We start from the raw sequence: 23,493 nt of genomic DNA, 5'->3' as shown, positions 1-23,493 counted from the left end.
GAAGCCGACGCAGTAGGTCAGCAGCACCGAGACGGCCATTTCAAGCCAAAGCGGCATCCGCGCATCCTTTCTGCCACAATCCCGTGGCTTCGCGGAACTGCCCATGACCAAAGACGGGCGCGCGCTCAACAGACAAGTTCATATCAACCCGGGCCCGGCGTATCGATCGGCGTCGGCTTGACCGGCGCCGAAGTGATGACCGAGAATTCGATGCGGCGGTTGGCTGGATCGAGCGGATCGAGCCCGGGGATCGGATCGCGCGCGCCGACGCCGGTCGCCCGCAAGCCGTCGGCCGGGATGCCACGACCCACGAGAGCCCAGCGCACGGCTTCCGCCCGCGCCTTGGACAACGCGACATTGGCCTCGCTGTTGCCGCCGCCATCGGTATGACCGGTGACCGCGATGATGCTGCCGACGCAGGGTCGCAGGGCATGGGCGACTTCATCGAGCAACCGCTCGCTGGCCGGATCGATGCGCGCGCTGGCCTCGGAAAAGCGGATCGTGCGGGTTTGCAGGATCGTCTGGACGTCGTCCTGGCAATGCAAAGTGGTGACGGCCGGGACGCCGTCGCTATCGCGCGCCCAGCTTACACCGCCAATACCCGGCACTTCCGCAACCGCCAATGCCACCCGCGTGCGCGTGGCCGCGTCGAGCCTGCGCCCTCCGGACAGGATCGGATGACGCGTGTACCAGCCGTACCGATCGCGGAATGCCAGCGCGATGCCCTGCCCGCCTGCCGCATCGCGGGCCGCCACTGCCTTGCGCTCCAGTCCTTCGATGAAGACCGGACCGTAAAGGCGAGACGCGGCAAACGACAGGGCCAGGCACAGGGCAGCTCCGGCTGCGGCAATCGAGGCTCGGCGCGGGTTCATGCCCTGAAGCCTAGGGCGCAAACCCGGCGCTGTCAGCCTCCTTCGCGCGAATTGCCCCCAAGCGAATCGGCAACATCGACAAGCTTGACGAACTCCTGCCGCCAGTAGTCGTCCTGGCTACCGGCAAGCTGGCGGATCTGCGCAGGCGTGAAGCCGCCCAGCAGATCGTCCCCGCGCAGCGACTGGCCGAAGGCGGCCACAGCGGCGGCAAAGGCGAAGTCCCCGCTCGGCCGCACGGCCGACGCCATCAGGCGCGCCGGCACCGCGCGTTCGATCAGCTTTGAAACTTTCCCGTCGGGCAACTTGTAGCGCAGCTTGACGAAGGCCAGCTCGCCGGCCTGCCGCGCCGCCGCGGGCAGCGGATCATCGTAGCGGCGCGGCGCGATCCAGCCCTTCGCACCGGCAGGCACGATCTCGTAGATCGCCGTCACCTGGTGACCGGCGCCGATGTCACCGGCATCGACCTTGTCGTTGTCGAAGTCCTGTTCGCGCAAAGCCCGGTTCTCATAGCCAAGCAGGCGATACTGGCTGACTTGCACGGGGTTGAACTCGACCTGGATCTTCACGTCCTTGGCGATGGTGAACAGGGTCGAACTCATCTGCTCGCCCAGCACTTTCTTCGCTTCCAGTGCGCTGTCGATGTAGGCGTAGTTGCCGTTTCCGTGGTCGGCGATCTGCTCCATCAGCGCTTCGTTGTAATTGCCCTGTCCGAAACCGAGCGTGGTCAGCGTGATGCCATTGTCGCGCTCCTTCTCGATCATCGCGATCAGGTCGTCGTGGTTGGTAACGCCGACGTTGAAATCGCCATCGGTGCCGATGAGGATGCGGTTGACGCCGCCTTCGATGAAGTTGTCGCGGGCGATGTTGTAGGCCAGCTGGAGCCCGGCTGCCCCGGCCGTCGAACCACCCGCCTGCAACCGGTCGAGCGCGTCGCGGATCTTGCGCATGTCGTTGGTTGGCTCGAGCACCAGCCCGGCCGCACCGGCATAAACAACGATCGAAACCTTGTCCTGCTTGCCCAGTTCGCCGGCGAGCCCGGCCAGCGCCGACTTGAGCAAGGGCAGCTTGTCGGGCGCATTCATCGAGCCGGACACGTCGACAAGGAAGACCAGGTTCGCAGGCGGCCGTCCGTTGCGGGGCAGGTCATAGCCGCGCAGGCCCACGCGCAGGAGCCGTGTCGCCGGATTCCAAGGCGTGACCGCAAGATCGGTCGTCACCGAGAAGGGTACGTCCCGGGCTGCGGGGCGTGCATAGTCGTAACGGAAATAGTTGATCATTTCCTCGGTGCGCACGGCCCGCGCCGGCGGAAGCTGGCCTTGCGCCAGGAAGCGGCGGGCATTGGCATAGGCCCCGGTGTCGACATCGACCGAGAAGGTCGAGACGGGTTCCTCGCGCGCGAGATGAACGGGCGAAACTTCCTTGCCCTCGTACTGCTCGCGCCCGGGATCGGTCGCCACCTGTACCGGTGGAACGAGCATCCGCGAGGTCGTGGGTGGCGGAGGAGGTGCCGGCGGGGGAGGTGCCGCCATCGCGATCGCTGGAGGTGGGGCAACTTGCGCCTCGGCCTGCACCGAGTCCGCCGACTTGCGCAGCCCGGTCGTGACAATGAGCGCTTCGATCTGAGCCGTCACGGCAGGTGGCGGCTGGGTCGCGAGCTCGCGCGGCCTTGCTGCATCGGCCTGCGCGGCGCCTTGCCCGCTCGCCAGATCGCCGGTTTCACTCGCGCAGCCGGCGACAAGAAAGAGAACCGTCGAAATACTCGTCCCCGCGATCCATGAACGCGAGCCTGCACTTTGCTTCGGCATGGCCTTCCCTCCTCTCGGATTCTTTCCCGAGATCAAGAAGGGCCCAGCGCGGGTTAATCGCGACTGAATGTTATTGGTGCGCGACGAACCGATTACAGGGACTTAATCGGATTCAGGCCGGCTTGGTCTTCTGGAACAGCTTGCGATCCTCCGGACCGAAGGCCTTCTTCCAGATGACGTAGAGGTACGAGCCGAGGATCGCCGGGATGCCGAACAGCAGTTCCGCCCATTCCGGCAGGTACTGGGTCGCAAGGAAGCCGATGACGACCGCCGGGGCGGCCGCCCAGACCAGCGCCCAGCGCCAGTTGTTGATCTTCTCGCCAAGATGCTTTGCCAGCATGAGCGACTTGACGACCGAGGCGAACCCAAGCGCCAGCATCAGTGCAATCGCCGCGGCCGCCGCCTGGAACAGCGAATTGTAGCCGTAGTGCTGCATCAGCATGATGCCCGCGAGCGTCAGGGCCGCCTGCAGGCCGATGGTGACGACCGAGACCACGAGGTTCTTGACCCGGGCGACGTAGATCAGCGCCGCCTCGCTGACGACCGCGGTTGCCGCGACGACTTCCGCAGCCAGCAGGAAGGCCAGAGCGCCGGTACCGCCGACGAACTCGCGCCCGACCAGACCCATGACGCCTTCACCCGGAATGCCGAGGGCAAGCGCAATGCCGGCCTGTGCGGCGGTGATCCAGAAGCCCACCTGGCAGACCTGCCGGGCAATCGCCCCGTAGTCCTTTTCCTTCAGGTTGCGGGTGATGACCGGCCCCAGCACCGGCTCGAAGCTGGTCTTGAGCTTCTGCGGCAGGCTCGCGACCTGCTGGGCAGCGTAATAGACGCCGACCGCGGCGGGCGGTGCAAGGAAACCGAGCATGAAGATATCGACGCGGCGCGTACCCCACTCGATGGTGTCGGCCAGCGCAATCGGCATCGAGCGTACCGCGAGACGACGCATCTGCCCGACCTTGGGCCGCCAGTGATACGGCAGGCCGTATTCGCGGATGAAGGGAATGAAGGCGGTGATCGCCGCTGCGAAGATCGAGGCGATATAGGCCAGCGAAAGGCCGCTTTCGGGCGCAATCCAGATCATTGCGCCGGCCATGATCGAGATCGTCCAGGGCTCGACGATGGCGCGCGACCATACCGTCGGGCTGATCCGCAGGCGATAGGCCAGCGCCGCCAGCCAGATCTCGGTCAGGGTCAGCGGCGGGATGGCAATCACCATCAGCCGGTCGATCTCGGTGTACTTGCCGCCCGGGAACGTCAGCGCGGGCACGAACCAGAGGATCAGTGCCCCGGCGCACGAGGCGAGAATCGCCAGGATCATGCCATCGGCCACGACATTGGCGGGATGGACCTCGCCTTCGGTATCGGAGAGACGCTGCGCCAGGCCGCGCTTCTCGCCCATCGTGCAGATCATCGCGCAAAGTTCGATCACCACCAGTGCGGAGGCGAAGCGACCCAGCGCCGCCGGACCGTAGACCGCAGCACGGCCGGCGATGAAAAGAAACGGTATGCGCGCGGCGAGGCGCAGGAAGAACCCGAAGAAGTTCGTCCGCCCGCCCTTGGCCAGCGCTGCAATGTCATCCCGGTCGCCGGAACCGGGCGCGCCCTGGGCGCTGCCGGAAGTCTCGCTCAAGTACTGGCTTCCTGCTCTGCGCGCAGCGGCCGTGCGAGCATGTCTTCAACCACTGTAGCGGCAGGTGCATCGCCCTTCAGCAAGCTGCACACGGCCTGCACGATCGGCATGTCGATCCCCTCGCGCGCGGCCAGTTCGGCCAGGACCGGAGCGGTGGCCGCGCCTTCGGCAACGCTGTTCTTGCCCGATAGGGCTGCAGCCGCCGACTGTCCCTGCCCGATCGCAAGACCGAGCGAGAAGTTGCGGCTGGAGGTGGAATTGCAGGTCAGCACCAGATCGCCGAGGCCGCAAAGGCCGGCCAGCGTCTCTGCCCGCGCGCCGCGCGCTGTGCCGAAACGCAGCATCTCGGCATAGCCGCGCGCGATCAGCGCCGCGCGGGCATTCTGGCCGAGGTTGAGCCCCTCGACGACGCCGCACGCAATGGCGAGCACGTTCTTCACCGCGCCGCCGATCTCGGCGCCGATAACGTCGTCGGAATAATAGGGCCGCAGGGTGTGGCGCACGATCAGCGGCGCAAGGCGGTCCCATTGCGCTTCCCCGCCCGCGCAGGCGAGCGTCACCGCGGTCGGCAACCCGGCGGCGACCTCATGCGCGAACGTGGGGCCCGACAGCACGGCCAACTGCGCATCCGGCGCAGCCACGGCGGCCACATCGGACATCAGCCGCCCGGTCCCGGCCTCGATCCCCTTCGCACACAGGACGAGGTCATGTTCGCCCTTGGGCAATTGGGCAATGACGGAGGCGAGGAACTGCGCGGGCACGACCAGCAACAATGCCGACAGCCCCGCCATCTCGCCCAGGTCGCCGGTGGCGCGGATCGTCGGAGCCAGACTCGCGCTCGGCAGGAACACGCTGTTGCGGTGCTGCGCGTTGATGTCCGCCACGACTTCGCTCTCGCGCGCCCAGAGCAGCACGTCGCTGCCGTCGCTCGCCAGCGACTGCGCCAGGGCCGTGCCCCAGGCGCCTGCGCCGATGACCCCAACCTTGCACGTCATGCCTTCACTCCCGCACCGCGAACGGCTTCTGCATTGGGATCGAGCGGCCAGCGCGGGCGCGCGGCCGTATCCAGCGGATCCGACTGCCCCAGCGCAAGACGCTCGACACCCGCCCAGGCGATCATCGCCGCATTGTCCGTGCACAGGCCCAGCGGCGGCGCGACGAATGGCAGGCCATGATCTTCTGCAAGGGCTTCCAGCGCACCGCGGATCGCCTTGTTCGCAGCGACCCCACCGGCAACGACCAGCGCGTTCATCTCGCCCACGCCCTTGAGCGCGCGCCGCGTGCGGTCGATCAGGCAGTCGATCGCGGCCTGCTGGAACGAGGCGGCGATATCCGCATCGGTATAGTCCGGGTCCGCCGCAGCATCGAGCGCGTGCTTGGCGCGCATCACCGCACTCTTGAGTCCCGCGAAGGAGAAGTGCGGCTCGGCAGATCCCACCAGCGGGCGCGGCAGGGGCACTTTCTTCGCATCGCCCTGCGCGGCCAGCCGCTCGACCGCAGGACCACCCGGATAGCCCAGGCCCAGTAGCTTGGCGGTCTTGTCGAAAGCCTCGCCCAGTGCATCGTCGATGGTCGTGGCCAGGCGGCGGAACCGCCCGACGCCTTCCACCGCCAGGATCTGGCAATGGCCGCCCGAAACCAGCAGCAGCAGATAGGGATAGGCCAGGGCCTCGTCGGCAAGGCGCGGCGAAAGGGCATGGCCTTCCAGGTGGTTGATGGCAATGAGCGGTTTGTCGGTCGCCATGGCCAGCGCCTTGGCGGTGACAAGGCCGACCATCACGCCGCCGATCAGGCCGGGTCCGGCAGTGGCGGCAATCGCATCGACATCTTCCAGCTTCATGCCGGCATCGGCCAGCGTGGCTTCGATGAGCGGGGCAAGGCGTTCGGCATGGGCGCGCGCGGCGATCTCGGGCACGACACCCCCATAGGGGCGGTGCACCTCGTCCTGCGACGCGATGCGCTGCGCAAGAATGACGCGCCCGTCGGTCACGAGCGCGGCAGCCGTTTCATCGCAGGAAGATTCTATCCCGAGAACTGTCCTCATCGCGACTTTCCCTGAACGACAATGCCGGGTAGCACAACCCGCCGATGGCACACGATAAACAAGACATGAAACTCCGCCTCGGCACACGCCGTTCACCGCTCGCCATGGCCCAGGCCGAGGAAGCGCGCGATCGGCTGGCCGCAGCCCATGGAATCGATCCCGCGCATATAGAGATCGTCGCGGTTACCGCCAGCGGGGATCGCATCCAGGACCGCGCCCTCGCCGATATCGGCGGCAAGGCGCTCTGGACCAAGGAACTCGACGCCTGGCTCGCCGCCGGAGAGATCGATTTCGCAGTGCATTCGGCCAAGGACGTGGAGACGATCCGGCCCGACACCTTTGCGATCTGCGCGGTGCTGCCGCGCGCGGACGTGCGCGACGTCCTGATCGGGGCGGACAGCATCCATGCCCTGCCGCCCGGCGCCGTGGTCGGCACCAGCGCCCCGCGCCGCGCCGCGCAGCTCCTTCACGCCCGCCCGGACTGCTCGGTCATCACCTTCCGCGGCAATGTCGCCACGCGGCTTGCCAAGCTGGCCGCGGGGGAAGCCGATGCGACGTTCCTCGCCGCTGCCGGGCTCGAACGCCTGGGCCAGACCGGAACCGGCCACCCGCTGGCCGAGGATGAATGGCTCCCGGCGCCGGGACAGGCCGCCATCCTGATCGAATGCCGCGCCGACGATGTGCGCACCCTCCAGATCCTCTCGGCCATCGACGACGCGCCCAGCCGCGCCGCAGTGATGGCCGAGCGCGCGCTGCTCGCCTCGCTCGGCGGCAACTGCCACAGTCCGATCGCCGTGCTGACCCGGCTCGAAGGAGACCGGATCGTGCTGCGCGGCGCGCTGTTCAGCCCCGACGGCGCCGAGAAGGTGGAAGGCGAGATCCGGTTCGCCAAAGACGACCTCGACGCCCCCGCCAGATTGGGCGCGGACCTTCTTTCCCGCGCGGTTCCGGCCATCGCCGCCCATTTCGACGGACCGGCCTGAGCGGGGCGATGACCCCTCTCGTCATCATTCGGCCCGAACCGGGCGCCGGCGCCACCGAAGTTGCAGCCCATGCCCTGGGCCTCGATGCGCGCTGCTATCCCCTCTTCGCGGTCCGCCCGCTGGCATGGGAGCCGGTTCCCGCATCGGAAATCGACGCGATCCTGCTCGGCAGCGCCAATGCCCTGCGCCATGGCGGCGCGGCGCTGGAAGCTTACCGCGGGCATCCCGCCTATGCGGTGGGCGAAAAGACGGCCGCTGCGGCCAGAGCCGCCGGCCTTGACGTGGTGGCCACCGGCAAGGGCGGCCTGCAGCGCGTCCTCGCCAACCTGGCACCGGCGCACCGCCGGCTGCTCAGGCTCGCCGGACGCGAACGGGTCGCGCTTTCGCTGCCCCCCGGCGTGACGATGATCACGCGCGAGGTATATGCCAGTGAAGCCCTGCCCCTCCCGGCTGACCTGAAGCATCTTCTGAGCGCGCCCTGCGTCGTCCTGCTTCATTCCGGCGAGGCGGCCGCGCACTTCGCGCAATCGGTCGAAGCATCGGGAATCGATCGCAGACACGTTTCGCTTGCCGCCATCGGCCCCCGCGTGGCCGCGCGTGCCGGCGATGGCTGGGCCGCGCTGCGCAGCGCCGATGAACCGAGCGATGCCGCCTTACTGGTCTTGGCCTCGCAGATGTGCCAAGACACTGCAAACAGGGTCCCATAACCGAAAAAGGCTCGATGCAGGACAATTCAGCGATATCCTCTGCAACCCAGACCCGCCCGCGCTCGCGCAGCGGGGTGATCTTCGTGGCTTTGCTCGCCTTCCTGCTGGGCGCCCTGCTGGTCGCCTGGGCAGGATCGCGCGGCTATCTCGACAAGCTGCAGCCGGTCGAGGCACCGACCGAAGAGCCGGCTGCGATTGCCGAGCCGGATACCGAAAGCCCCGTCCCCGAGACCCCTGAGCAGCCTTCGCAGCCCACTGCCAAGCAGCTTGCCACAATCGGATCGATCGAGGGGCGCTTGGCGCTGCTGGAGGACCGGCTTTCCCGCATCGATTTCCAGACCGACGCCGCTTCGGGCAATGCCGCAAGGGCCGAGGGCCTGCTGATCGCCTTTGCCGCGCGCCGAATGGTCGACCGTGGCGAGCCGCTCAGCTACGTCGCCGACCAGCTGCGCCTGCGTTTCGCCAATGCCCAGCCGCGCGCGGTGCAGACGGTGATCGATTTCTCGAAGAACCCCGTCACAATCGACGAATTGCGCGCGCGCCTCGAGGCGCTTTCGCCTGAACTGAGCGCGACCGGTGGCGACATGAGCCTATGGGACCGTGCCCGCACCGAACTGGCCGGGATGTTCAAGGTCCACCGCGATTCGGCAGCACTGATGAGCCCGTCGGCACGCATCGAACGCGCCAGCGTCATGCTCACCGCCAAGCGCATCGGCAGCGCAGTCTCCGAAGTGGAACGCCTGCCGGGCGCGGAAGCCGCCGACCGCTGGATCGCCGACGCCCGCCGTTACGAGGAAGTCCAGCGCGCGCTCGACCTGCTGGAAACCACGGCCATGCTCGAACCGCGCCGGCTGCAGGATGCCGAAGGCCACAAGGTCGATCAGCCCAGTCCGCTGGCAACGCCGGCCGCGCCGGGCCCCGTGCCCGGCATCGACGAAGCGGATCAACCGATGGAATTGCCGGTCAACTGAGCCCGGCGCGACGGCCGGGCCTGCGTCCTTATCCCTGCAGCAGCGCGGGCAGCTTGCCCGACATGCCGCGCGCCTCGTCCATGAAGAAGCGCTTGAGCGTGGGCATGCGCTGCACCGCGCCCATGCCGAGGCGGCGCGCTGCGCTGGGAAGGCGGCCCGGAATGCCGAACAGACGGGTCAGCCCGTCAGTCACCGACATGACCATGAAGGCATCGAGGCTGCGCCACTTTTCGTAGCGGGCCAAGAGCTGCGCATCGCCCGGCTCGAGGCCGAGGCGCATCCCTTCGGTCAGCACTTCGACAAGTGCGCCGACATCGCGCAGCCCCAGGTTGAGGCCCTGCCCGGCGATCGGATGCATGCCATGCGCGGCGTCACCGATCACCGCGAGACGATCGTCGATCACGTGCCCTGCATGGTGGAAACGCAGCGGATAGGACATGCGCGGCGCGGAAAGCGAAATCGCGCCCAGCACGCCATGCATGCGCGAGGCGACTTCGTTGACGAACATCACATCGGGCATGGCGGCGATCCCGGCAGCGTCCTTTTCGGCAACGGTCCAGACCAGCGCACTGCGATGGCGGCCCTCCCCGTCGTCGAGCAGCGGCAGCAGCGCAAAGGGACCGGCGGGATAGAAGATCTCCCACGCGGTATTGTCGTGCGGCTTGTCATGAAACAGCCCGGTCACGAAAGCGCGGTGCTTGTAGTCCCACTTGGCGAGCGCAAATCCGGCTTCGTCGCGGGTGGGCGACTGGCGGCCCTCCGCCGCGACGAGCAGGCTGGCCTTGAGCACGCGGCCGTCGGATAGCTCGACTTCGACCCCGTGAGGCCCGCGATCGCGCCGCACCGCCTCGGTCTTTACATGCCAAGCGATGTTGGGTTCCTGCCGCGCCGCGTCGAACAGCGCGATGCGCAAGTCGCGGTTGGCGAACATGCGGCCCAGCGAACCTTCGTCGGGCTTGGGCGTGAAATCGATCCGGCCCGGCTTCATGCCGTCGGTGACCGCGATGGAATCGATCGGGCAGCCCAGCGCATCGAGGCTGTCGGCAATGCCGATGTTGCGAAACAGGTTCCAGCTCGCAGTCGAGATCGCCGAGGCGCGGCCATCGGCGCCGACCGCGGTCAGGTCCGCGGGATCGGCCCGGTCGATGACGTGGCTGGTGATGCCCGAGCGGGCGGCCGCCAGTGCCAGCGTCATGCCGACAAGGCCGCCGCCAAGGATGATCAGGTCGCGGCTCTCCCCCGGTTCGGGGATCGCCGCCTGCTGCGTGGTCGTCTTCGATTCGCTCATCGCGAGCAGCTATCGGCCTCTGAAGCGTCGATGTCGAGACACCTGCCGTCCCACGTACCCGCCGGTTCGACCAGACCGATCTGCGCGGCGAGCGTCGGAGCGATGTCGACCGTCTCCACGGGCTGCGGCTGCTCCATGGTCACCATGCCCCGGCGCCAGAACAGCATCGGCACGCGGCGGTCGTAGTCCCAGGGGCTGCCGTGCGTGGCGGTATAACCCGGGCGCGGCTCGGTGCCCGGCACGACGGCGCGTCCGGTCATCATCAGGACCTCGCCCGAGTGATCGGGATTGTAGGAAGCCGCAACGCGCTCGATCATCGACCAGTCCTGCGGGTTGCCGCTGGGGACCTTGACCGCCTTGAGCTCGTCGGCGGTATAGACCGCCGCGATCTGCGGATTGGCCTTGAGCCGCGCGACCAGCGCCGCGATCACCTTCTGGCGCTGCTTCTTGCTCAGGCCGTCGGCCAGCCAGATGTCGCCCGAACCGCCTGCACCGTAAAGAAGCGGGCCCGACTTCGCGGTGATCCCGGTGTCCTGCGACACCGCCTGCGACAGCGCCTTGCCGGTCAGCGAAGGATCGAGGCGCGCTGCATCGGGCACGCCCTGCTCGCGCAGGCGCTCGGGCGCGTCGATACCGCCGTGGTCGGCCGAAAGCACGACCAGGTAATCGATCCCGCGCGCATCGAGCGCATCGAGCAGGGTGCCGATGGACTGGTCGAGCTGCGCCATCTGGATGCACATCTCGACGCCCTCGGTGCCATAGGCATGGCCGACCTTGTCGGTCGCCGAATAGCTGACAGAAAGAACGTCGGTCACGTCGTCCTTGCCAAGGCCCATCTCGTCGACAAGGCGCACGGCCATGTCGGTGGTCGCCGCGTCCATCCGGGGGCTGAGGCTGAAGCCTTTGAAATCGCCCGACTTGAGCGGGAAGCGATAGGTGCCGATCGAAAACCCACCGAGCGGCAATGCGCGATCCACCGCGCCGCACCAGCCGGGCACCGGCAGGTCCCCGCCCCCTGCCCCTACCGTCTGCGCCAGCGCGGCATTCTCGGCCTCGGCGGCAGGGGACAGCTTGCGGTCGGCATAGCTGGTAAAGCCCTTGCCCTTGAACCAGTAGGCGGCATCGGCGGTGTGCCCGCTCATCATCACGACGGCGCGGTCCTTGGCCGAAACCGCGACATTGAGCGCGGCCGGGTTACGCTGCTTCATCAGGTCGCCCAGCGTCGGCGCCTTGAGGTGATCGGGGGAGACGACAGGATCGTCCGAAGTGCTCTGCGGATTGTTTTCGTCTTCGGCGCAATAGACCTGCTTGTCCTCGCGGCCGATGCCCGGGACATACCAGTTATTGGCGATGATGCCGGTCCGCGCCGGGTGAACGCCGGTCAGCAGCGTCGAATGCCCGGGGCACGTCTCGGTAGCGGCATGCGACTGGAATCCGGAAGGGAATACCGCGCCTTTCAGCAGACGGCCGAGGCCGTGGCTGTAATGCTCACGATACTGGGCAAACAGGTCGGCGGAAAACTGGTCGACCGCGATGGCCACGATCAGCTTCGGCTTTTCCTGCGCTGCCTCGGCTGCAGGCGCCTGCGGGGACGGCGCTTCTTCGGCGAATGCGGGCGCTGAAAGAGCTGCGAAACCGGCAAGAACGAGCGGTGCGAGGCAAAGGCGCGAGGCGAAGGGCATATGGGGGGAGGTTCCTTGAAAAGTCAGCGCAATGCAGGCAATGCAACTTTGGCCGGAGCGAATATGTTTCGCAAGGCCGCGGGATGCACGGGAGCTTCATGGATACGCGCCGCTATCGCCTGTTTGTGGCAGTCATGTGTCACCTGCTGGCCCTGTTCCTGCTACCGGCAACGGTATCGGCGGCGCCGAACCATATCGCTGCGCAGCTGGTAGTCGGGCCGCCTGCCCCGGGCGGCGGGCAGGTCACCCTCGCGATAGACATGAAGCCTGAAAAGGGCTGGCACGGCTACTGGACCAATCCGGGCGACGCCGGCCTTGGCATGCAGCTCGACTGGGCCCTGCCCTCCGGCGCGAAAGTCGGCCAGCCGCAGTACCCGGTGCCGCATACACTGATCGTCTCCGGGCTGATGAACCATGTCTACGAAAGCGACTATGCGGTTCTCGTTCCGCTGACCCTGCCTGCCAACGCGCGGCCGGGCAGCCGCCTGTCGGTGCGCGTCAAGGCGCAGTGGCTGGCCTGCACCGACCAGATCTGCGTGCCCGAACGCGCCGACCTTGGCACCGAAGTGGTTGTCGGCGGCCCCGGACAGGATCCGGCGCGCTTTGCCGAATGGACCCGCCGCCTGCCCGCCCCGCTCGACGCACCGGTCAACATGGCGCTTTCCGACAAGGCCCTGCGTCTGGCAATCCCGCTTCCGGCCTCGGTCGACCTTGGCGAACCGCACGTGTTCATCGCGCAGGACAAGGTGGTCGACTACGCCGCGCCGCAAGTCTTCGCGCGCAAGGGCGACCTGCTGCTGGTGACGATCCCGCGCGTCGGCTTCGACCCGCAGAGACCGACAACGATCGAAGGCGTGCTCAAGTTCGACCGGGCCGGCAATGGCATTTCCTTCACCGCAAGGCCGGGTGCAGTGCCAACGGGCGGGGAAACGATCGCGACTGGCGATGCACCGGTGCTGCCCGCCCTGCCCTGGCTGCTGCTGGCCGCGCTGGCGGGCGGCTTGCTGCTCAACGTCATGCCCTGCGTCTTCCCGATCCTCAGCCTCAAGGCGCTCAGCCTCGCCCGTGCCGGAGAGAGCGAGGCCCATGCGCGAATCGAAGGGCTGGCCTATGCCGCCGGCGTCATCGTCGCCTGCCTGGCCCTTGGCGGCGTTCTCGTGGTGCTGCGCGCGGCGGGCGAGGAAGTGGGCTGGGCCTTCCAGTTGCAGGAACCGCTGGTCGTCGTCGGCCTGCTGCTGCTGGCAAGTGCGATCACCGCCAACCTGCTCGGCCTGTTCGAATTCGCCGTTCCCGGGTTCGTGGCCGGCGGCAGCCCGCGCAGCTATACGCAGGGCGCCTTTGCCACCGGCCTGCTCGCCGCCTTCGTTGCGACGCCCTGCACCGGGCCGTTCATGGCAAGCGCGATGGGCGCGGCGCTGCTGCTGCCGGTCGTGCCTGCGCTGGCGCTCTTCGCAACGCTGGGCCTCGGCATCGCCCTGCCCTTCATCGCCGTCGCCTTCATCCCGGCCTTGCGCCGCCGCCTGCCCAAGCCGGGGGCATGGATGCGCCGCTTCCGCCTGATCATGGCCGTGCCGATGGGCCTCACCGCGCTGGCCCTCGCCTGGCTGGCATGGAAGATCGGCGGCGAATGGTTCCTGCTCGGCACGCTGCTGTTCACGGGCATCGTCCTTGCCGCCCTCGCCGGCGCGGGCATGGCCCAGCGCCGGGGACGCAGCGCTACGCCAGCGGCACTGCTCGCGGCCTTCGCTGCCATCGCGGGCCTTGCCATCCTGCCCCAGCCGGGACCGAACGCCGCGCATGTCGACAGCATCCTGAAGACTGCGCCGTTCAGCGAGGAAGCGCTGGCGCAGGCCCGCGCTTCGGGCAATCCGGTCTTCGTCTACATGACGGCGGACTGGTGCCTGACCTGCAAGGTCAACGAGGAAGTCGCGATCGAGCGCGAGGACACCCGGGCCGCCTTCGAAAAGGCAGGCGTGGTGGTAATGCGCGGCGACTGGACCCGGCGCGATCCGGAAATCACCCGCTACCTCACCGCCCAGGGGGCTGCCGGCGTTCCGCTCTATGTCTGGTACGCACCGGGCCGCGCACCCGAAAAGCTGCCCCAGGTGCTGACCCCTGCACTGCTTGCGGAGAAAGCGGGCCGCTGATCCTGCCGCGTTTGCGGCAGCTCCCGCTCCTCGGCGAGATATTGACGCGGATTCATCTTTGCCAGCGGTGAGTCCCCTAGCCGCCCAACGCAAAACCGTTAGCCGCGTTATCGTTATCAGGAGACGAATTGGAACCGCGATTCGGGACGCCGCCGGATGGGATCACCCGCAGTCAACAGTTTGCAGGATCATGGCCAGCAGGCCGGCTCGTTCTGGATCGAGGCCGTCGACGATGTCCTGATCGTCGCGGTGACCGACCGTGCCGGGCGCATCCTCTATGCAAACGACCGGTTCTGCGAGATCAGCGGCTACGGTCACGACGAACTCGTCGGCGCCAACCACCGCATCCTCAACAGCGGCCATCATGACCGCGGCTTCTTCAAGACCATGTTCAAAACGATCTGCGCCGGCGAGATCTGGCGTGGGGAAATCTGCAACCGGGCAAAGGACGGCTCGCTCTACTGGGTCTCGACGACGATCTTCCCCGAACTCGACGAGGCGGGGGAGGTCTGCCGCTTCGTTTCCTGTCGCTTCGACATCACCGAACAGAAGAACGCCGAGCAGCGCATGCGCGAGATGGCCGTCACCGATGCGCTCACCGGGTTGCAGAACCGCCTCGGCTTCCAGCATCGCTTCGCCCAGCTCCTGAGCGAGGCGCAACTGCACCGGCACGGGTTGGCGCTGCTGATGCTCGACATCGACAACTTCAAGGACATCAACGACGTCAGCGGGCACGATGCCGGTGACCAGTTCCTCAAGACCATGGCCTATCGCCTGCGCACCGTGCTGGGCAGCGAGGCGCTGATCGCAAGGCCCGGCGGCGACGAGGTCGCCATTGTCCTGAAGCGCACGCCCGACAGCGCGCCGCTGGCGGACATTGTCGAACAGTTGCAGGAAGCGGTCTGGGCTCCCGTCCAGATCGGACCGGCTTTCCTGCTTGCGACGGCAAGCATCGGCCTTTCGGTGTATCCAAAGGACGGCCAGTGCACGGCCGAGTTGATCAATTGCGCCGACGTCGCGCTCTATTCGGCCAAGCGCGTGGGCCGGAACCGCTGTGTCCGCTTCAAGCCGGAAATGCTGGAGCGCACGCGGCGCCGCGTTCTGATCCAGGAACAGGCGCACGCAGGCCTTACTGCCGGACAGTTCGAACTGTTCTACCAGCCCATCGTCGGCCTGCATGAAAGCGGCCTGCCATCGTTCGAGGCCCTGCTGCGCTGGCATCATCCGGTGCTCGGCCTGATCGCACCCGGCGTCTTCGAGGAGGTTTTCGAATCGCGCCAGCTCTGCGCGGAAATCGGCACGTTCGTGCAGGAAGCGGTGATCATGCAGACCCGCGCCTGGATCGATGCAGGCATTCCGTTCGCGCAAGTGAAATACAACACGACGACCGCCGACTTCGACGCCCCGCACTTCGCGGCACGCCTCCTGACCCTGCTCGACCGGCATGGCGTCGGTGCCGAACGCATCGGCATCGAGGTGACGGAAGGCATGTTCCTGGGACAGCAATCGGAGACCGTCCGGCGCGAACTTCATGCGCTGTCGAACGCAGGCGTCGAAATCGCCTTCGACGATTTCGGCACCGGCTTTGCCTCGCTCACGCATCTGAAGGAACTGCCGATAAGCCGCTTGAAGATCGACCGCAGCTTCATCACCAACCTGACCAGCGACACCCGAGACCAGAAGATCGTCCACGGCATGATCGCTCTCGCGCACAGCCTGGGCATTTCGGTAACCGCGGAAGGTGTCGAGACGTCGGATCAGATGGAACTGCTCACGGTCATGGGATGCGATCGCGTCCAGGGCCATTTCCATTGCGAGGCCATTCCCGCGGCCCAGGTTCCGGCGGTGCTCAACCGCCTCAATCCGCCATCCAACGTGCGGGTTGCCGCCTGAGCGGCAGGCAGGGGCGATGTGTGGCGCCCTGCTGCCTGCCGCTCATCAGCCGTCAGATCGCGGGCCATCGCCCGAAGCGCGCGCGGCTTGGCTGCAAGGCTACGCATTCGGCGCTGTCGATATGATCAGTCGTGAAGCTTCTCCCGGCTGAATGTCCTGTCCTTGCGCATGTCATGGATGCGCCCGTCGCGCCCCTCGATGACCGGACTGCTGTCGACCGGCTCATGGACGAGATCGTCGAACAGGGCGCGATAGTGAATCATGGCCTGACGCAGGTCCTCGGTGCCCGCCTCGCCGCGCGAATGACGCTCGGCGATGGCATGGCCGGCGCGATAGTTCTGCACCACGTCGCCATGGTCGACGGAGAGGTCGGCCGATCGCTGTTCGAAATCGACGACCGGATAGCCGCGCTCCTCCATGACTTCGCCGAGCAGAACGTCAGCGCGGGTCACGGCATCGGCCGGGGAATCCACAAAGCGGGCCTGCACCTTGCGCCATGCTTCGACGTAACGGGCCCGGCTTTCTTCGGAGAGCGGACGGATGTCGAACGAGGCCACGCGCTTTTCGCGTTCGTGCAGGATGGTTTCGCCGCGATGCGCATTGCCGGCTTCGCGAACGGTGCGGTCGTACTCACCGCCGAAGCGGTCGCGCAGATGATCGCTATGGCGTTTGCGCATGTACATGAGGGCCGCGCCGACAATCACGGCAAGGACGATCAGCCCTATCGCCAGCCCGAGCGGGGTAATGGTTATCACGTTGCATCTCCCAAGGCTTCTTCGGTTCAACACAAAGGAGGCGCATCGAGCGCGCTCCGTCCCCGCGTATGTTGAAGCGGCCGGGAGAGGGTGTAGTTGCATCGCCGCGAACGCCTCGTCGCAAATGAGGCGGCAAATGCGGCAAACGGTTGCCGTGCAGGCGGCAAGCCTGCGTTCCGGTCCCTTCGAACGTGCAGTTCTGCACGCTCTTCAGGCCGGAATCAGATGATCTCCGCCATGCCCTCCAGCGCCTCCCGCAGCTTGGCCAGCGCCTGCGCCTTGAGCTGGTGGACGCGCGGGATCGAGACATCGAGCACTTGCGCGATTTCGGAGAGGTTCAGTTCCTCGACGAAATAGAGCGAGACGATCAGCTTTAGCCTCTCGGGCAGTTCGGCGATCGCGGCGATGACCGCCTCGCGCATCTCCTCGTCCTCGAGGATGGAAAGGCTGTCGGGAGTCTCGTCGGCAAAGGCCATGTTCTGGTCGGAATAGATTTCGTCGATCGGCTCGAAGTGTAGCGGCTGGCTGGAATCGCGCAGGGCGTGCAGTTCGGCTTCGTCGATGCCCATGGCCTCGGCCAATTCCTGCGGCAATGGATCGCGGCCCAGCACCCCGCGGAGTTCGGTCTGCTTTTCGGCCAGCAGGCGACGCCTTTCGCTGGCCCCGCGCGACATGGGAATCGTACGGCGGATCAGGTCCACCATCGCCCCGCGCACGCGCATCTTGGCATAGGCGGCAAAGCCGTCCTCGCCCGGCCCCTGGTGACGCTGGGCGCATTCGGTCAGGGCGACGAGACCCGCCTGCATCAGGTCTTCGAGTTCGATGCCCGGTCGCCCGGTGCCGTTCACATGCCAGGCAAGCCGCCTGACCATGGGGAGGAACCGGCGAACCCGGTCAGCCACGTCGCCCTGATAGGCGCCACTGACACGTCGGGACTGCGCAGTGTTGACCTTGTAGGTCGGCGCGGGCGCGAATGCATTGGGATCGTGCTTCATGCTGCCATGCTTTCAGCTGGATCGTTGTGGTCTGGTCGCGGCAGGCCGGGGGCCTGTCGCTGCGGAGGTGCGCTGCCGATGACGTCGACCACCTCGATCGGTTGGGTCGCCGGCAGTTCGGCAATGCTGAGAACGAGACACGAGGGCGCGCGCAGGCGCAGCAGCGCGGCGAGGGTGCGGCGGGCGCGGGGCTGGACGACCAGCGTGAGCGGGATCGCACCGTTCCCGCGGGCCTCCGAAAGCTCGGAGACGCGCTCGCCGATCATGCGGGCAAGGTCGGGTTCGATCACCGGCTGTCCGGTGACCGGATCCTGCATGCCCTGCACGATGGCGGATTCCAGCCCGGCGTCGAGCGTCAGGACCGGCAGGCGCTCGTGCGGCGGGCAGATGCGACCGACGATCAGGGCGCCCAAATCCGCGCGCAGGAGTTCCACCAGCCGGTCGTGATCGACCGTCTGCTGCACCGCGCGGCTGAGGCTCTGCAGGATCGGCACCGGATGCGAGATCGGGATGTGATCCTCCAGCAAAGAGCGCAGCAGGCGGGTGATCGCGGCCAGCGTGAGCGGCTGGGGATGGATCGTTTCGACGAGGCCCGAGGCATGTTCCTTGAGCGATTCCAGCAGGTCCTTGACCTGATCCGGGCCGAGCATGTCCTGCGGACGCTCCGACAGGAGCTGGTTGAGGTGCGTGGCGATCACGGTGCCGGCATCGACGGTGAGGAAGCCCTCGGCCGTGGCATGGTCGCGCTGGGCCGGATCGATCCACAAGGCGGGGCAGCCGAAGCTGGGATCGCGCGTTGCCTCGCCCTTGAGCGTGTGGGTGGGCCGCACTTCACCGGCATCGATCGCCAGCACCTTGTCGGCACGGATCATCGCACCGCCCAGGTTCACGCCGCCCAGCAGGATGCGATATTCGTGCGGCGGCATGTCGAGCGCATCGCGCACCCGGAACTGCGGCACGATGAAGCCGAAGGCCTGGCTCAGCTGCTTGCGCACCCCGGTAACGCGCTGGACAAGCGGCGAACCCCTGCGGTCGTCGACCAGCTGGACGAGACCATAGCCAAGTTCGATGGTGACGAGCGTGTGGTCGGAGACTTCCTCCAGCTCGATCTTCGCCGGATCGACCGGTTCGGGCATCGGCTCGGCCACCACGACCGGGCGGTCGCGCCGCTTCTTGAGCGTATGCCACAGCCAGAAGGCGAGACCCGAGGCCGGCAGGAAGATCGACTGCGGCATCGCCGGGATCATGCCCATCGCGCCGAGCACGACGGCAACCGGCAACCATGTGCCGGGATCGGCAAACTGGCCGCCGATCTGGCCGGCAAGGTCGCGGGTGTCGGAAACGCGGGTAACGATGACCGCGGCGGCAATCGACAGCAGCAGCGAGGGAACCTGCGCGACCAGCGCGTCGCCGATGGCCAGCGTGATATAGGTCTGCGCGGCTTCTCCGGCGGACAGGCCGTGGCTGATCATGCCAAGGCAGAAACCGGCGATGATGTTGACGCCAAGGATCAGCAGCGCCGCGATCGCGTCGCCCTTCACGAATTTCGACGAACCGTCCATCGAGCCGTAGAAGTCCGCCTCGGTGGAGACTTCGCGGCGGCGGGCCTTGGCCTCGTCGGCAGTGAGCAGGCCGGCGGCAAGGTCGGCGTCGATCGCCATCTGCTTGCCGGGCAAGGCGTCGAGGGTAAAGCGTGCCGAAACTTCCGACACACGGCCCGCGCCCTTGGTCACCACGACCATGTTGATGATCATCAGGATCAGGAAGACGAAGATGCCGACCGCGAAGTTGCCGCCAATGAGGAAGGCACCGAAGGATTCGATGACCTTGCCCGCGGCTGCCTCGCCCTCGTGCCCGTGAACCAGCACGACGCGCGTCGAGGCGACGTTGAGCGCCAGGCGCAGCAGCGTCGCGAACAGCAGGACCGACGGGAACGAGGAGAAGTCCAGCGGCTTGTCCGCGTTCATCGCCGCCATCAGGATCGCGACCGAAAGCGCGATGTTCATGACGAAGGAAATGTCGAGGACGATGGCCGGGACCGGCACGATCATCAGCACGATAAGCGTGAGGATGCCGCCCGGCAGGGCCAGCGATCCGGGGTCCGAAACGCGTTTGAACAGATTCACAGCCCGAACCTCGCAAGCTTGGCGTAGGCGTTACGGACATGGGCCGGGGCGGCATCCGCCCCCGAGCCCGAACCGAAAGTGCCCTGAAGGGTCGCGGACATGGAGTGCGACGCCATCTGCGGCGCCTCGCCCAGTCCCGCATGAAATTCGCGGGCGATCGGCCCGAGATGCGATTGTTGCGCGGCCGGTGCCGCGGCAAGCTGCGCATTGGTCGATATCGCCGCCCACTGCGACGGCGCTTCGCCGTTCATCGCCTGCGAGACCTTGCCACGGATGAGATCCATGACACCGCCGACGCTGCGCGGTGCTCCCCCGTCGAAGAAGATTCCGCGATTGGCCGCTGCCGCTTTGGGCAGGATCGACGCGGCGCTCTGCGAAGGATTGGTGCCCAAGGCCGACAGGAACTGGCTGGCGCCGGAAATGCCGAGGAAGTGGGCGAGATAGAGTTCGGACGAGTCCGGCTCGCGGCCCAGAACACCGGTCAGTTCGGCGCGGTTGTCGCTGGCGAGCTCGGCGGCCATCATCGCCGACGTATCGGGATCGTAGCGCAGCGACATGATCTGTGCGCGCATCGCGGGATCGGTGATCCGGCCACCGTCAATCGCCGAGCCGACCCAGTCGAGGCCGTGGCGTTCGGCATGCCGGTCGAGCGTCTCGACCCAGGTACCCTGGGTGAACTGGTAGAGGCCGGCAGCGCTGGAGGTCGCCGCCCTGGCGCCCGGATCCATGCTGGATTCGAGCTTGGCCTGGGCCATCAGGTACTTGAAGTCGACGCCAGTGGCGGCAGCGGCACGCGCAATGGCGGCCTGCACGCGAGTGCCACCGCCATTCGGGCTTCCTACCCCACCGATTCCTGATGCATCGCTCAATTCCGGCTCCCGGTCGAAAATCTAACCGGGAGTGTTTCAGCAAGAACCGTGCCAAACGGATCCTGCCGGGGAACGCAAACCTCAGTTGCGGCCCACTGCCTGCGCATAGCGCGGAGCGGCGCTATAGACCTGCGGGCTGCCGACAATCGCATTGAGACGCGTCGTGACATTGGCGGCAATGATATTGCGGACCTGGCGGTTCACCTCGTTAAGGCGCTTGGCCGTGTCGATCATGCTGCGGCACTCATCGTCGAGCTCGATGCCATCGGCATTGCCGAGCGTCCCACAGAGGCGGTCCTTGACATTGGTCGCACCGACGATCCCGTCGAGATCGAGGCCGGCAAGCGCCTGCCGCTCTTCTTCCAGCACGGCAAGCATCTGCCGCAGGGTGTCACGAAGCTCGGTCTGGGTAATCACTTGCCGCTCCTCAGCAGCACACCGGCTGCAATCATGGCGTCCGCGATTTCGGCGGGAACGAGGGGATAGGTCCCCGATTCCACCGCCTTGCGGATCTGCTTTACTCGTTCTGCATTGACCGGGGGCGCGCTCGGGTCGAGCGCCTCGGTCGTTTCGACGGCAGCACCGGCAGTAATGGCCGCCTGCTTGTCCGCCGGCACAGTCTTGTTGGCTGCCGCGACGCTGTTCGCGCCGGGCAGGGAGTCATTGCCCGCCGTGCGGGCCAGCCTGGCACTGATCGCGGTAATTGCGCGTGCAGGTCCCACTTCGATAGGTGGCATAGTGCCGCTCCTTGAAAGTTCCTGCAGCTTAGGACGGCGGGGCTAAGGTTCTTTTAATGCCCTGGTGCAAAAAATTTCGAATTGAGCCGCAAGTAACTAAGGGCAAACCGAAAGATTTTCTTCAGGGCAAGGGAATGGATACCACGCCCGGGCGTTCGATGCGGCCGCGCATCGGTTCGGCGCGGGTGCGCGTGCCGGTTGCCGGACGCACCCGGATCCAGTCGCCCACCGCACCGGAATCGAGGGCCTCACCCGGTTGCGACACCGAGAATCCGTCACCGGAAATCGAAATGGCGACTGCATCGCCGCGGTTGATTGCATTGGCCACGGGGGCAGAAGCGACCGGCGCAGCCTGACGCACCGGCACGAAAATCCGCCAGCCGTTGGCATCGCCGCACTGGACGACGACGCTGTCATGCATCGTCGTGCGCCAGGACAGCGCCAACCCGCTACGGCAAGGCTGCAGGCGCAATCGCCGGTCGACACCCGTCAAGGCGCCGCCGACCGCACCGGTCGGCGCTCCGGTAAATCCGGCGACCTGCCGGTCGATTGCGTCGAGATCGGCAAAGCCGGCAAGGGCGGAAGCTGCCGCAGCGGCAGCGAGGGCAAGGCCAGTCGTCATCTTCAGGGTATCCTGTAGCTCTAACTTTGGCCTGACACCTGCAATTTCCGTGCCACTTCCGGCGCATTTCCTTGCGTATCGTTCGTCGAGAGGCTGACCTGTGCGGCCACCGCGCCCTCGCCGTCCACCAGCGGCGCGTCGTAGGCGATGACGACCCGTGACGGTCCGAGCCCGGGTTCGACGACAATGCGAGCGGCATGGCCGGCCCGTCCGGCATCCTCGAGCAGGCGTGTCGCATCGGCCATCGCGCGAGCCTGCGCTTCGGGAGCATCGCCGTAATGCGCTGTAATCGTGAGCTGCTGGCGCGGATCGACGGCCTGCTGCTCCAGCCATTGCGATAGCGGCGGCGCGCCCGGCGCATCGACATAGACGGCCAACGGTTCGGACTGCGGCGAAACCGCCGCCCCGCCGCCAGCCTGCTCCGCGATTTTTCCAGCCTTGGCAAAGGCCTCGGGCGGCTGCCGGCTGACCGCCGCGGCCGTTACCATGAACAGGATCAGGGAAAGGTCGGCCAGCGCGGTTTGCCAACCGACCGAAGCGCGCCCGCTCACGCCCTTGAACTGCGCGAGGCGATGGAGGTCACAGCCTTTTCCATCGCCGCGGGGCGTGCATGTGCCGGCAATGCGGAGATGAGCTGGCCTTCGAGCCAGTCGAGGACCTTTTGGCGCTCGCGCTCTTCTTTCGCGCCCACGCGCGCGACCACGCGCGCAAGCGGAGCGAAGACGATATTGCCCAGCAGCAGCCCGTAGAGGGTGGTCAGCACGGCCATCGAGATTGCGGTGGTGAAGTCCCCCGCCCCTTCCGGGCCGCCGGGCAGCTGGCTGAGCGAGACGAGCGTGCCGGCGAGGCCGAAGACCGGAGAGAGGTCTGCCGCCTGGTTGAACGTGCGCACGGCACGGCGATTGCGCACCACTCGGCGGCGCTTGTGGGCGACATGGGCCGCCTGCAGCGCGCCGATGGAGCGGGTGCCGATCAGGGAATCGGTCGCCTCGTCGAATTCCGCATCACCGAAATGATGGGGAGCCGTGCGGATGACGCCGTCGGTCTGCATTTCCCGCACGTGCCCGGCCAGTTCGGCCCGGGCGCGGGCAGCATCGAAGCGCTTCGCGAACAGGCCGCCCAGCGAGGCCACCGCGGTCCGGCTGTCCCGGATGCCGCACCGCATGACCGTTGCCGCGACCGTACCGCCCACGACGATAAGGGCACTGGTGGCATCGAACAGATTGTCGACCTGCATGAAGCTGCTTCTCCTTCGTGCAGCATAGAACGGACGGCAATGCCGGAATTTCAGGGGGTTGGCGGAGGGTTTTTGCCGCCACCCGGCAAGGGATTGCCGCCCTGCCCTGCCGCCCCCGGCAAGCCTG

General features: G+C 66.8%; 21 protein-coding genes. 5 read left to right on the top strand and 16 right to left on the bottom strand.

Features of this window, described 5'->3' with window-relative positions:
- Positions 1-143: 143 nt before the first annotated feature.
- From B5483_RS09145 to tsaD, 5 genes are all read right to left on the bottom strand, one after another.
- The gene (locus B5483_RS09145) at positions 144-872 is read right to left on the bottom strand and encodes an OmpA family protein (RefSeq protein WP_054945517.1); all 729 of its coding nucleotides are present in this window, start codon (positions 870-872) and stop codon (positions 144-146) included.
- A gap of 32 nt (positions 873-904) precedes the next feature.
- On the bottom strand, positions 905-2,677 hold the full coding sequence (locus tag B5483_RS09140) for a vWA domain-containing protein (RefSeq protein WP_079730114.1): 1,773 nt from the start codon (positions 2,675-2,677) through the stop codon (positions 905-907).
- 112 nt (positions 2,678-2,789) lie between these two features.
- On the bottom strand, positions 2,790-4,310 hold the full coding sequence (locus B5483_RS09135) for a lipopolysaccharide biosynthesis protein (protein WP_079730113.1): 1,521 nt from the start codon (positions 4,308-4,310) through the stop codon (positions 2,790-2,792).
- Positions 4,307-5,305, bottom strand: a complete 999-nt coding sequence (locus tag B5483_RS09130) for an NAD(P)H-dependent glycerol-3-phosphate dehydrogenase (RefSeq protein ID WP_054945514.1) — start codon at positions 5,303-5,305, stop codon at positions 4,307-4,309. The genes B5483_RS09135 and B5483_RS09130 overlap by 4 nt, the downstream gene beginning before the upstream one ends.
- The gene (gene tsaD, locus B5483_RS09125) at positions 5,302-6,354 is read right to left on the bottom strand and encodes a tRNA (adenosine(37)-N6)-threonylcarbamoyltransferase complex transferase subunit TsaD (protein ID WP_054945513.1); all 1,053 of its coding nucleotides are present in this window, start codon (positions 6,352-6,354) and stop codon (positions 5,302-5,304) included. The genes B5483_RS09130 and tsaD overlap by 4 nt, the downstream gene beginning before the upstream one ends.
- Before the next feature lie 44 nt (positions 6,355-6,398).
- Between tsaD and hemC the strand changes: the two genes are divergently transcribed.
- From hemC to B5483_RS09110, 3 genes are read left to right on the top strand one after another with little or no spacing between them, the layout of a single operon-like run.
- Positions 6,399-7,337 (top strand): hydroxymethylbilane synthase, encoded by a 939-nt coding sequence (gene hemC, locus B5483_RS09120; RefSeq protein ID WP_079730112.1) that lies wholly within the window; start codon positions 6,399-6,401, stop codon positions 7,335-7,337.
- 8 nt (positions 7,338-7,345) lie between these two features.
- Positions 7,346-8,044 carry a uroporphyrinogen-III synthase gene (locus B5483_RS09115; protein ID WP_079730111.1) on the top strand — a complete coding sequence of 233 codons (699 nt, stop codon included), beginning with the start codon at positions 7,346-7,348 and terminating at the stop codon, positions 8,042-8,044.
- 14 nt (positions 8,045-8,058) lie between these two features.
- Positions 8,059-9,015 carry an MICOS complex subunit MIC60 gene (locus B5483_RS09110; RefSeq protein WP_054945510.1) on the top strand — a complete coding sequence of 319 codons (957 nt, stop codon included), beginning with the start codon at positions 8,059-8,061 and terminating at the stop codon, positions 9,013-9,015.
- Between the two features lie 28 nt (positions 9,016-9,043).
- Here the strand turns inward: B5483_RS09110 and B5483_RS09105 are convergent, their stop codons facing one another.
- The gene (locus B5483_RS09105; RefSeq protein ID WP_079730110.1) at positions 9,044-10,303 is read right to left on the bottom strand and encodes a UbiH/UbiF/VisC/COQ6 family ubiquinone biosynthesis hydroxylase; all 1,260 of its coding nucleotides are present in this window, start codon (positions 10,301-10,303) and stop codon (positions 9,044-9,046) included.
- Positions 10,300-11,985: an alkaline phosphatase family protein gene (locus B5483_RS09100; protein ID WP_079730109.1), complete on the bottom strand. Its 1,686-nt coding sequence runs from the start codon at positions 11,983-11,985 to the stop codon at positions 10,300-10,302. Before B5483_RS09100 ends, B5483_RS09105 begins: the two co-directional genes overlap by 4 nt.
- Before the next feature lie 98 nt (positions 11,986-12,083).
- On the opposite strand from B5483_RS09100, the gene B5483_RS09095 reads away from it, so the two are divergent.
- A complete protein-coding gene (locus tag B5483_RS09095) occupies positions 12,084-14,132 on the top strand; it encodes a protein-disulfide reductase DsbD family protein (protein ID WP_079730108.1) in 2,049 nt (682 codons plus the stop codon).
- A 156-nt stretch (positions 14,133-14,288) separates the two neighbouring features.
- Complete coding sequence (locus B5483_RS09090; protein ID WP_079730107.1) at positions 14,289-16,025, top strand: putative bifunctional diguanylate cyclase/phosphodiesterase; 1,737 nt, start codon at positions 14,289-14,291, stop codon at positions 16,023-16,025.
- Positions 16,026-16,150: 125 nt separating this feature from the next.
- On the opposite strand, the gene B5483_RS09085 is transcribed toward B5483_RS09090, so the two are convergent.
- From B5483_RS09085 to B5483_RS09045, 9 genes are all read right to left on the bottom strand, one after another.
- Positions 16,151-16,780 carry a hypothetical protein gene (locus tag B5483_RS09085; protein ID WP_245828898.1) on the bottom strand — a complete coding sequence of 210 codons (630 nt, stop codon included), beginning with the start codon at positions 16,778-16,780 and terminating at the stop codon, positions 16,151-16,153.
- A 221-nt stretch (positions 16,781-17,001) separates the two neighbouring features.
- Positions 17,002-17,775, bottom strand: coding sequence for a sigma-70 family RNA polymerase sigma factor (locus B5483_RS09080; RefSeq protein ID WP_054945504.1), 774 nt, complete (start codon positions 17,773-17,775; stop codon positions 17,002-17,004).
- Positions 17,772-19,901, bottom strand: a complete 2,130-nt coding sequence (locus B5483_RS09075; protein ID WP_054945503.1) for a flagellar biosynthesis protein FlhA — start codon at positions 19,899-19,901, stop codon at positions 17,772-17,774. The genes B5483_RS09080 and B5483_RS09075 overlap by 4 nt, the downstream gene beginning before the upstream one ends.
- Positions 19,898-20,770: a lytic transglycosylase domain-containing protein gene (locus B5483_RS09070; RefSeq protein ID WP_245828897.1), complete on the bottom strand. Its 873-nt coding sequence runs from the start codon at positions 20,768-20,770 to the stop codon at positions 19,898-19,900. Before B5483_RS09070 ends, B5483_RS09075 begins: the two co-directional genes overlap by 4 nt.
- A gap of 81 nt (positions 20,771-20,851) precedes the next feature.
- Positions 20,852-21,187, bottom strand: a complete 336-nt coding sequence (locus B5483_RS09065; protein WP_231634580.1) for a flagellar protein FlgN — start codon at positions 21,185-21,187, stop codon at positions 20,852-20,854.
- Positions 21,184-21,507, bottom strand: a complete 324-nt coding sequence (gene flgM, locus B5483_RS09060; protein ID WP_054945501.1) for a flagellar biosynthesis anti-sigma factor FlgM — start codon at positions 21,505-21,507, stop codon at positions 21,184-21,186. The genes B5483_RS09065 and flgM overlap by 4 nt, the downstream gene beginning before the upstream one ends.
- A 121-nt stretch (positions 21,508-21,628) precedes the next feature.
- Positions 21,629-22,129, bottom strand: a complete 501-nt coding sequence (locus B5483_RS09055; RefSeq protein ID WP_054945500.1) for a flagella basal body P-ring formation protein FlgA — start codon at positions 22,127-22,129, stop codon at positions 21,629-21,631.
- 20 nt (positions 22,130-22,149) lie between these two features.
- On the bottom strand, positions 22,150-22,680 hold the full coding sequence (locus B5483_RS09050) for a hypothetical protein (protein WP_079730104.1): 531 nt from the start codon (positions 22,678-22,680) through the stop codon (positions 22,150-22,152).
- Positions 22,677-23,366, bottom strand: coding sequence for a MotA/TolQ/ExbB proton channel family protein (locus B5483_RS09045; RefSeq protein ID WP_054945498.1), 690 nt, complete (start codon positions 23,364-23,366; stop codon positions 22,677-22,679). The genes B5483_RS09050 and B5483_RS09045 overlap by 4 nt, the downstream gene beginning before the upstream one ends.
- Between the last annotated feature and the right edge of the window lie 127 nt (positions 23,367-23,493).

Origin of the sequence: Novosphingobium mathurense (assembly GCF_900168325.1) — a bacterium.
Lineage (GTDB): Bacteria > Pseudomonadota > Alphaproteobacteria > Sphingomonadales > Sphingomonadaceae > Novosphingobium > Novosphingobium mathurense.
Note: the sequence above shows the minus strand (reverse complement) of the source record. Positions and strands in the feature narration are given on the sequence as shown.

Coding starts and splice junctions, on each gene's coding strand:
- B5483_RS09145 (WP_054945517.1), bottom strand. CDS start 872: ATGAACCCGCGCCGAGCCTCGATTGCCGCAGCCGGAGCTGCCCTGTGC.
- B5483_RS09140 (WP_079730114.1), bottom strand. CDS start 2,677: ATGCCGAAGCAAAGTGCAGGCTCGCGTTCATGGATCGCGGGGACGAGT.
- B5483_RS09130 (WP_054945514.1), bottom strand. CDS start 5,305: ATGACGTGCAAGGTTGGGGTCATCGGCGCAGGCGCCTGGGGCACGGCC.
- tsaD (WP_054945513.1), bottom strand. CDS start 6,354: ATGAGGACAGTTCTCGGGATAGAATCTTCCTGCGATGAAACGGCTGCC.
- hemC (WP_079730112.1), top strand. CDS start 6,399: ATGGCACACGATAAACAAGACATGAAACTCCGCCTCGGCACACGCCGT.
- B5483_RS09115 (WP_079730111.1), top strand. CDS start 7,346: ATGACCCCTCTCGTCATCATTCGGCCCGAACCGGGCGCCGGCGCCACC.
- B5483_RS09110 (WP_054945510.1), top strand. CDS start 8,059: ATGCAGGACAATTCAGCGATATCCTCTGCAACCCAGACCCGCCCGCGC.
- B5483_RS09105 (WP_079730110.1), bottom strand. CDS start 10,303: ATGAGCGAATCGAAGACGACCACGCAGCAGGCGGCGATCCCCGAACCG.
- B5483_RS09100 (WP_079730109.1), bottom strand. CDS start 11,985: ATGCCCTTCGCCTCGCGCCTTTGCCTCGCACCGCTCGTTCTTGCCGGT.
- B5483_RS09095 (WP_079730108.1), top strand. CDS start 12,084: ATGGATACGCGCCGCTATCGCCTGTTTGTGGCAGTCATGTGTCACCTG.
- B5483_RS09090 (WP_079730107.1), top strand. CDS start 14,289: ATGGGATCACCCGCAGTCAACAGTTTGCAGGATCATGGCCAGCAGGCC.
- B5483_RS09080 (WP_054945504.1), bottom strand. CDS start 17,775: ATGAAGCACGATCCCAATGCATTCGCGCCCGCGCCGACCTACAAGGTC.
- flgM (WP_054945501.1), bottom strand. CDS start 21,507: ATGCCACCTATCGAAGTGGGACCTGCACGCGCAATTACCGCGATCAGT.
- B5483_RS09055 (WP_054945500.1), bottom strand. CDS start 22,129: ATGACGACTGGCCTTGCCCTCGCTGCCGCTGCGGCAGCTTCCGCCCTT.
- B5483_RS09045 (WP_054945498.1), bottom strand. CDS start 23,366: ATGCAGGTCGACAATCTGTTCGATGCCACCAGTGCCCTTATCGTCGTG.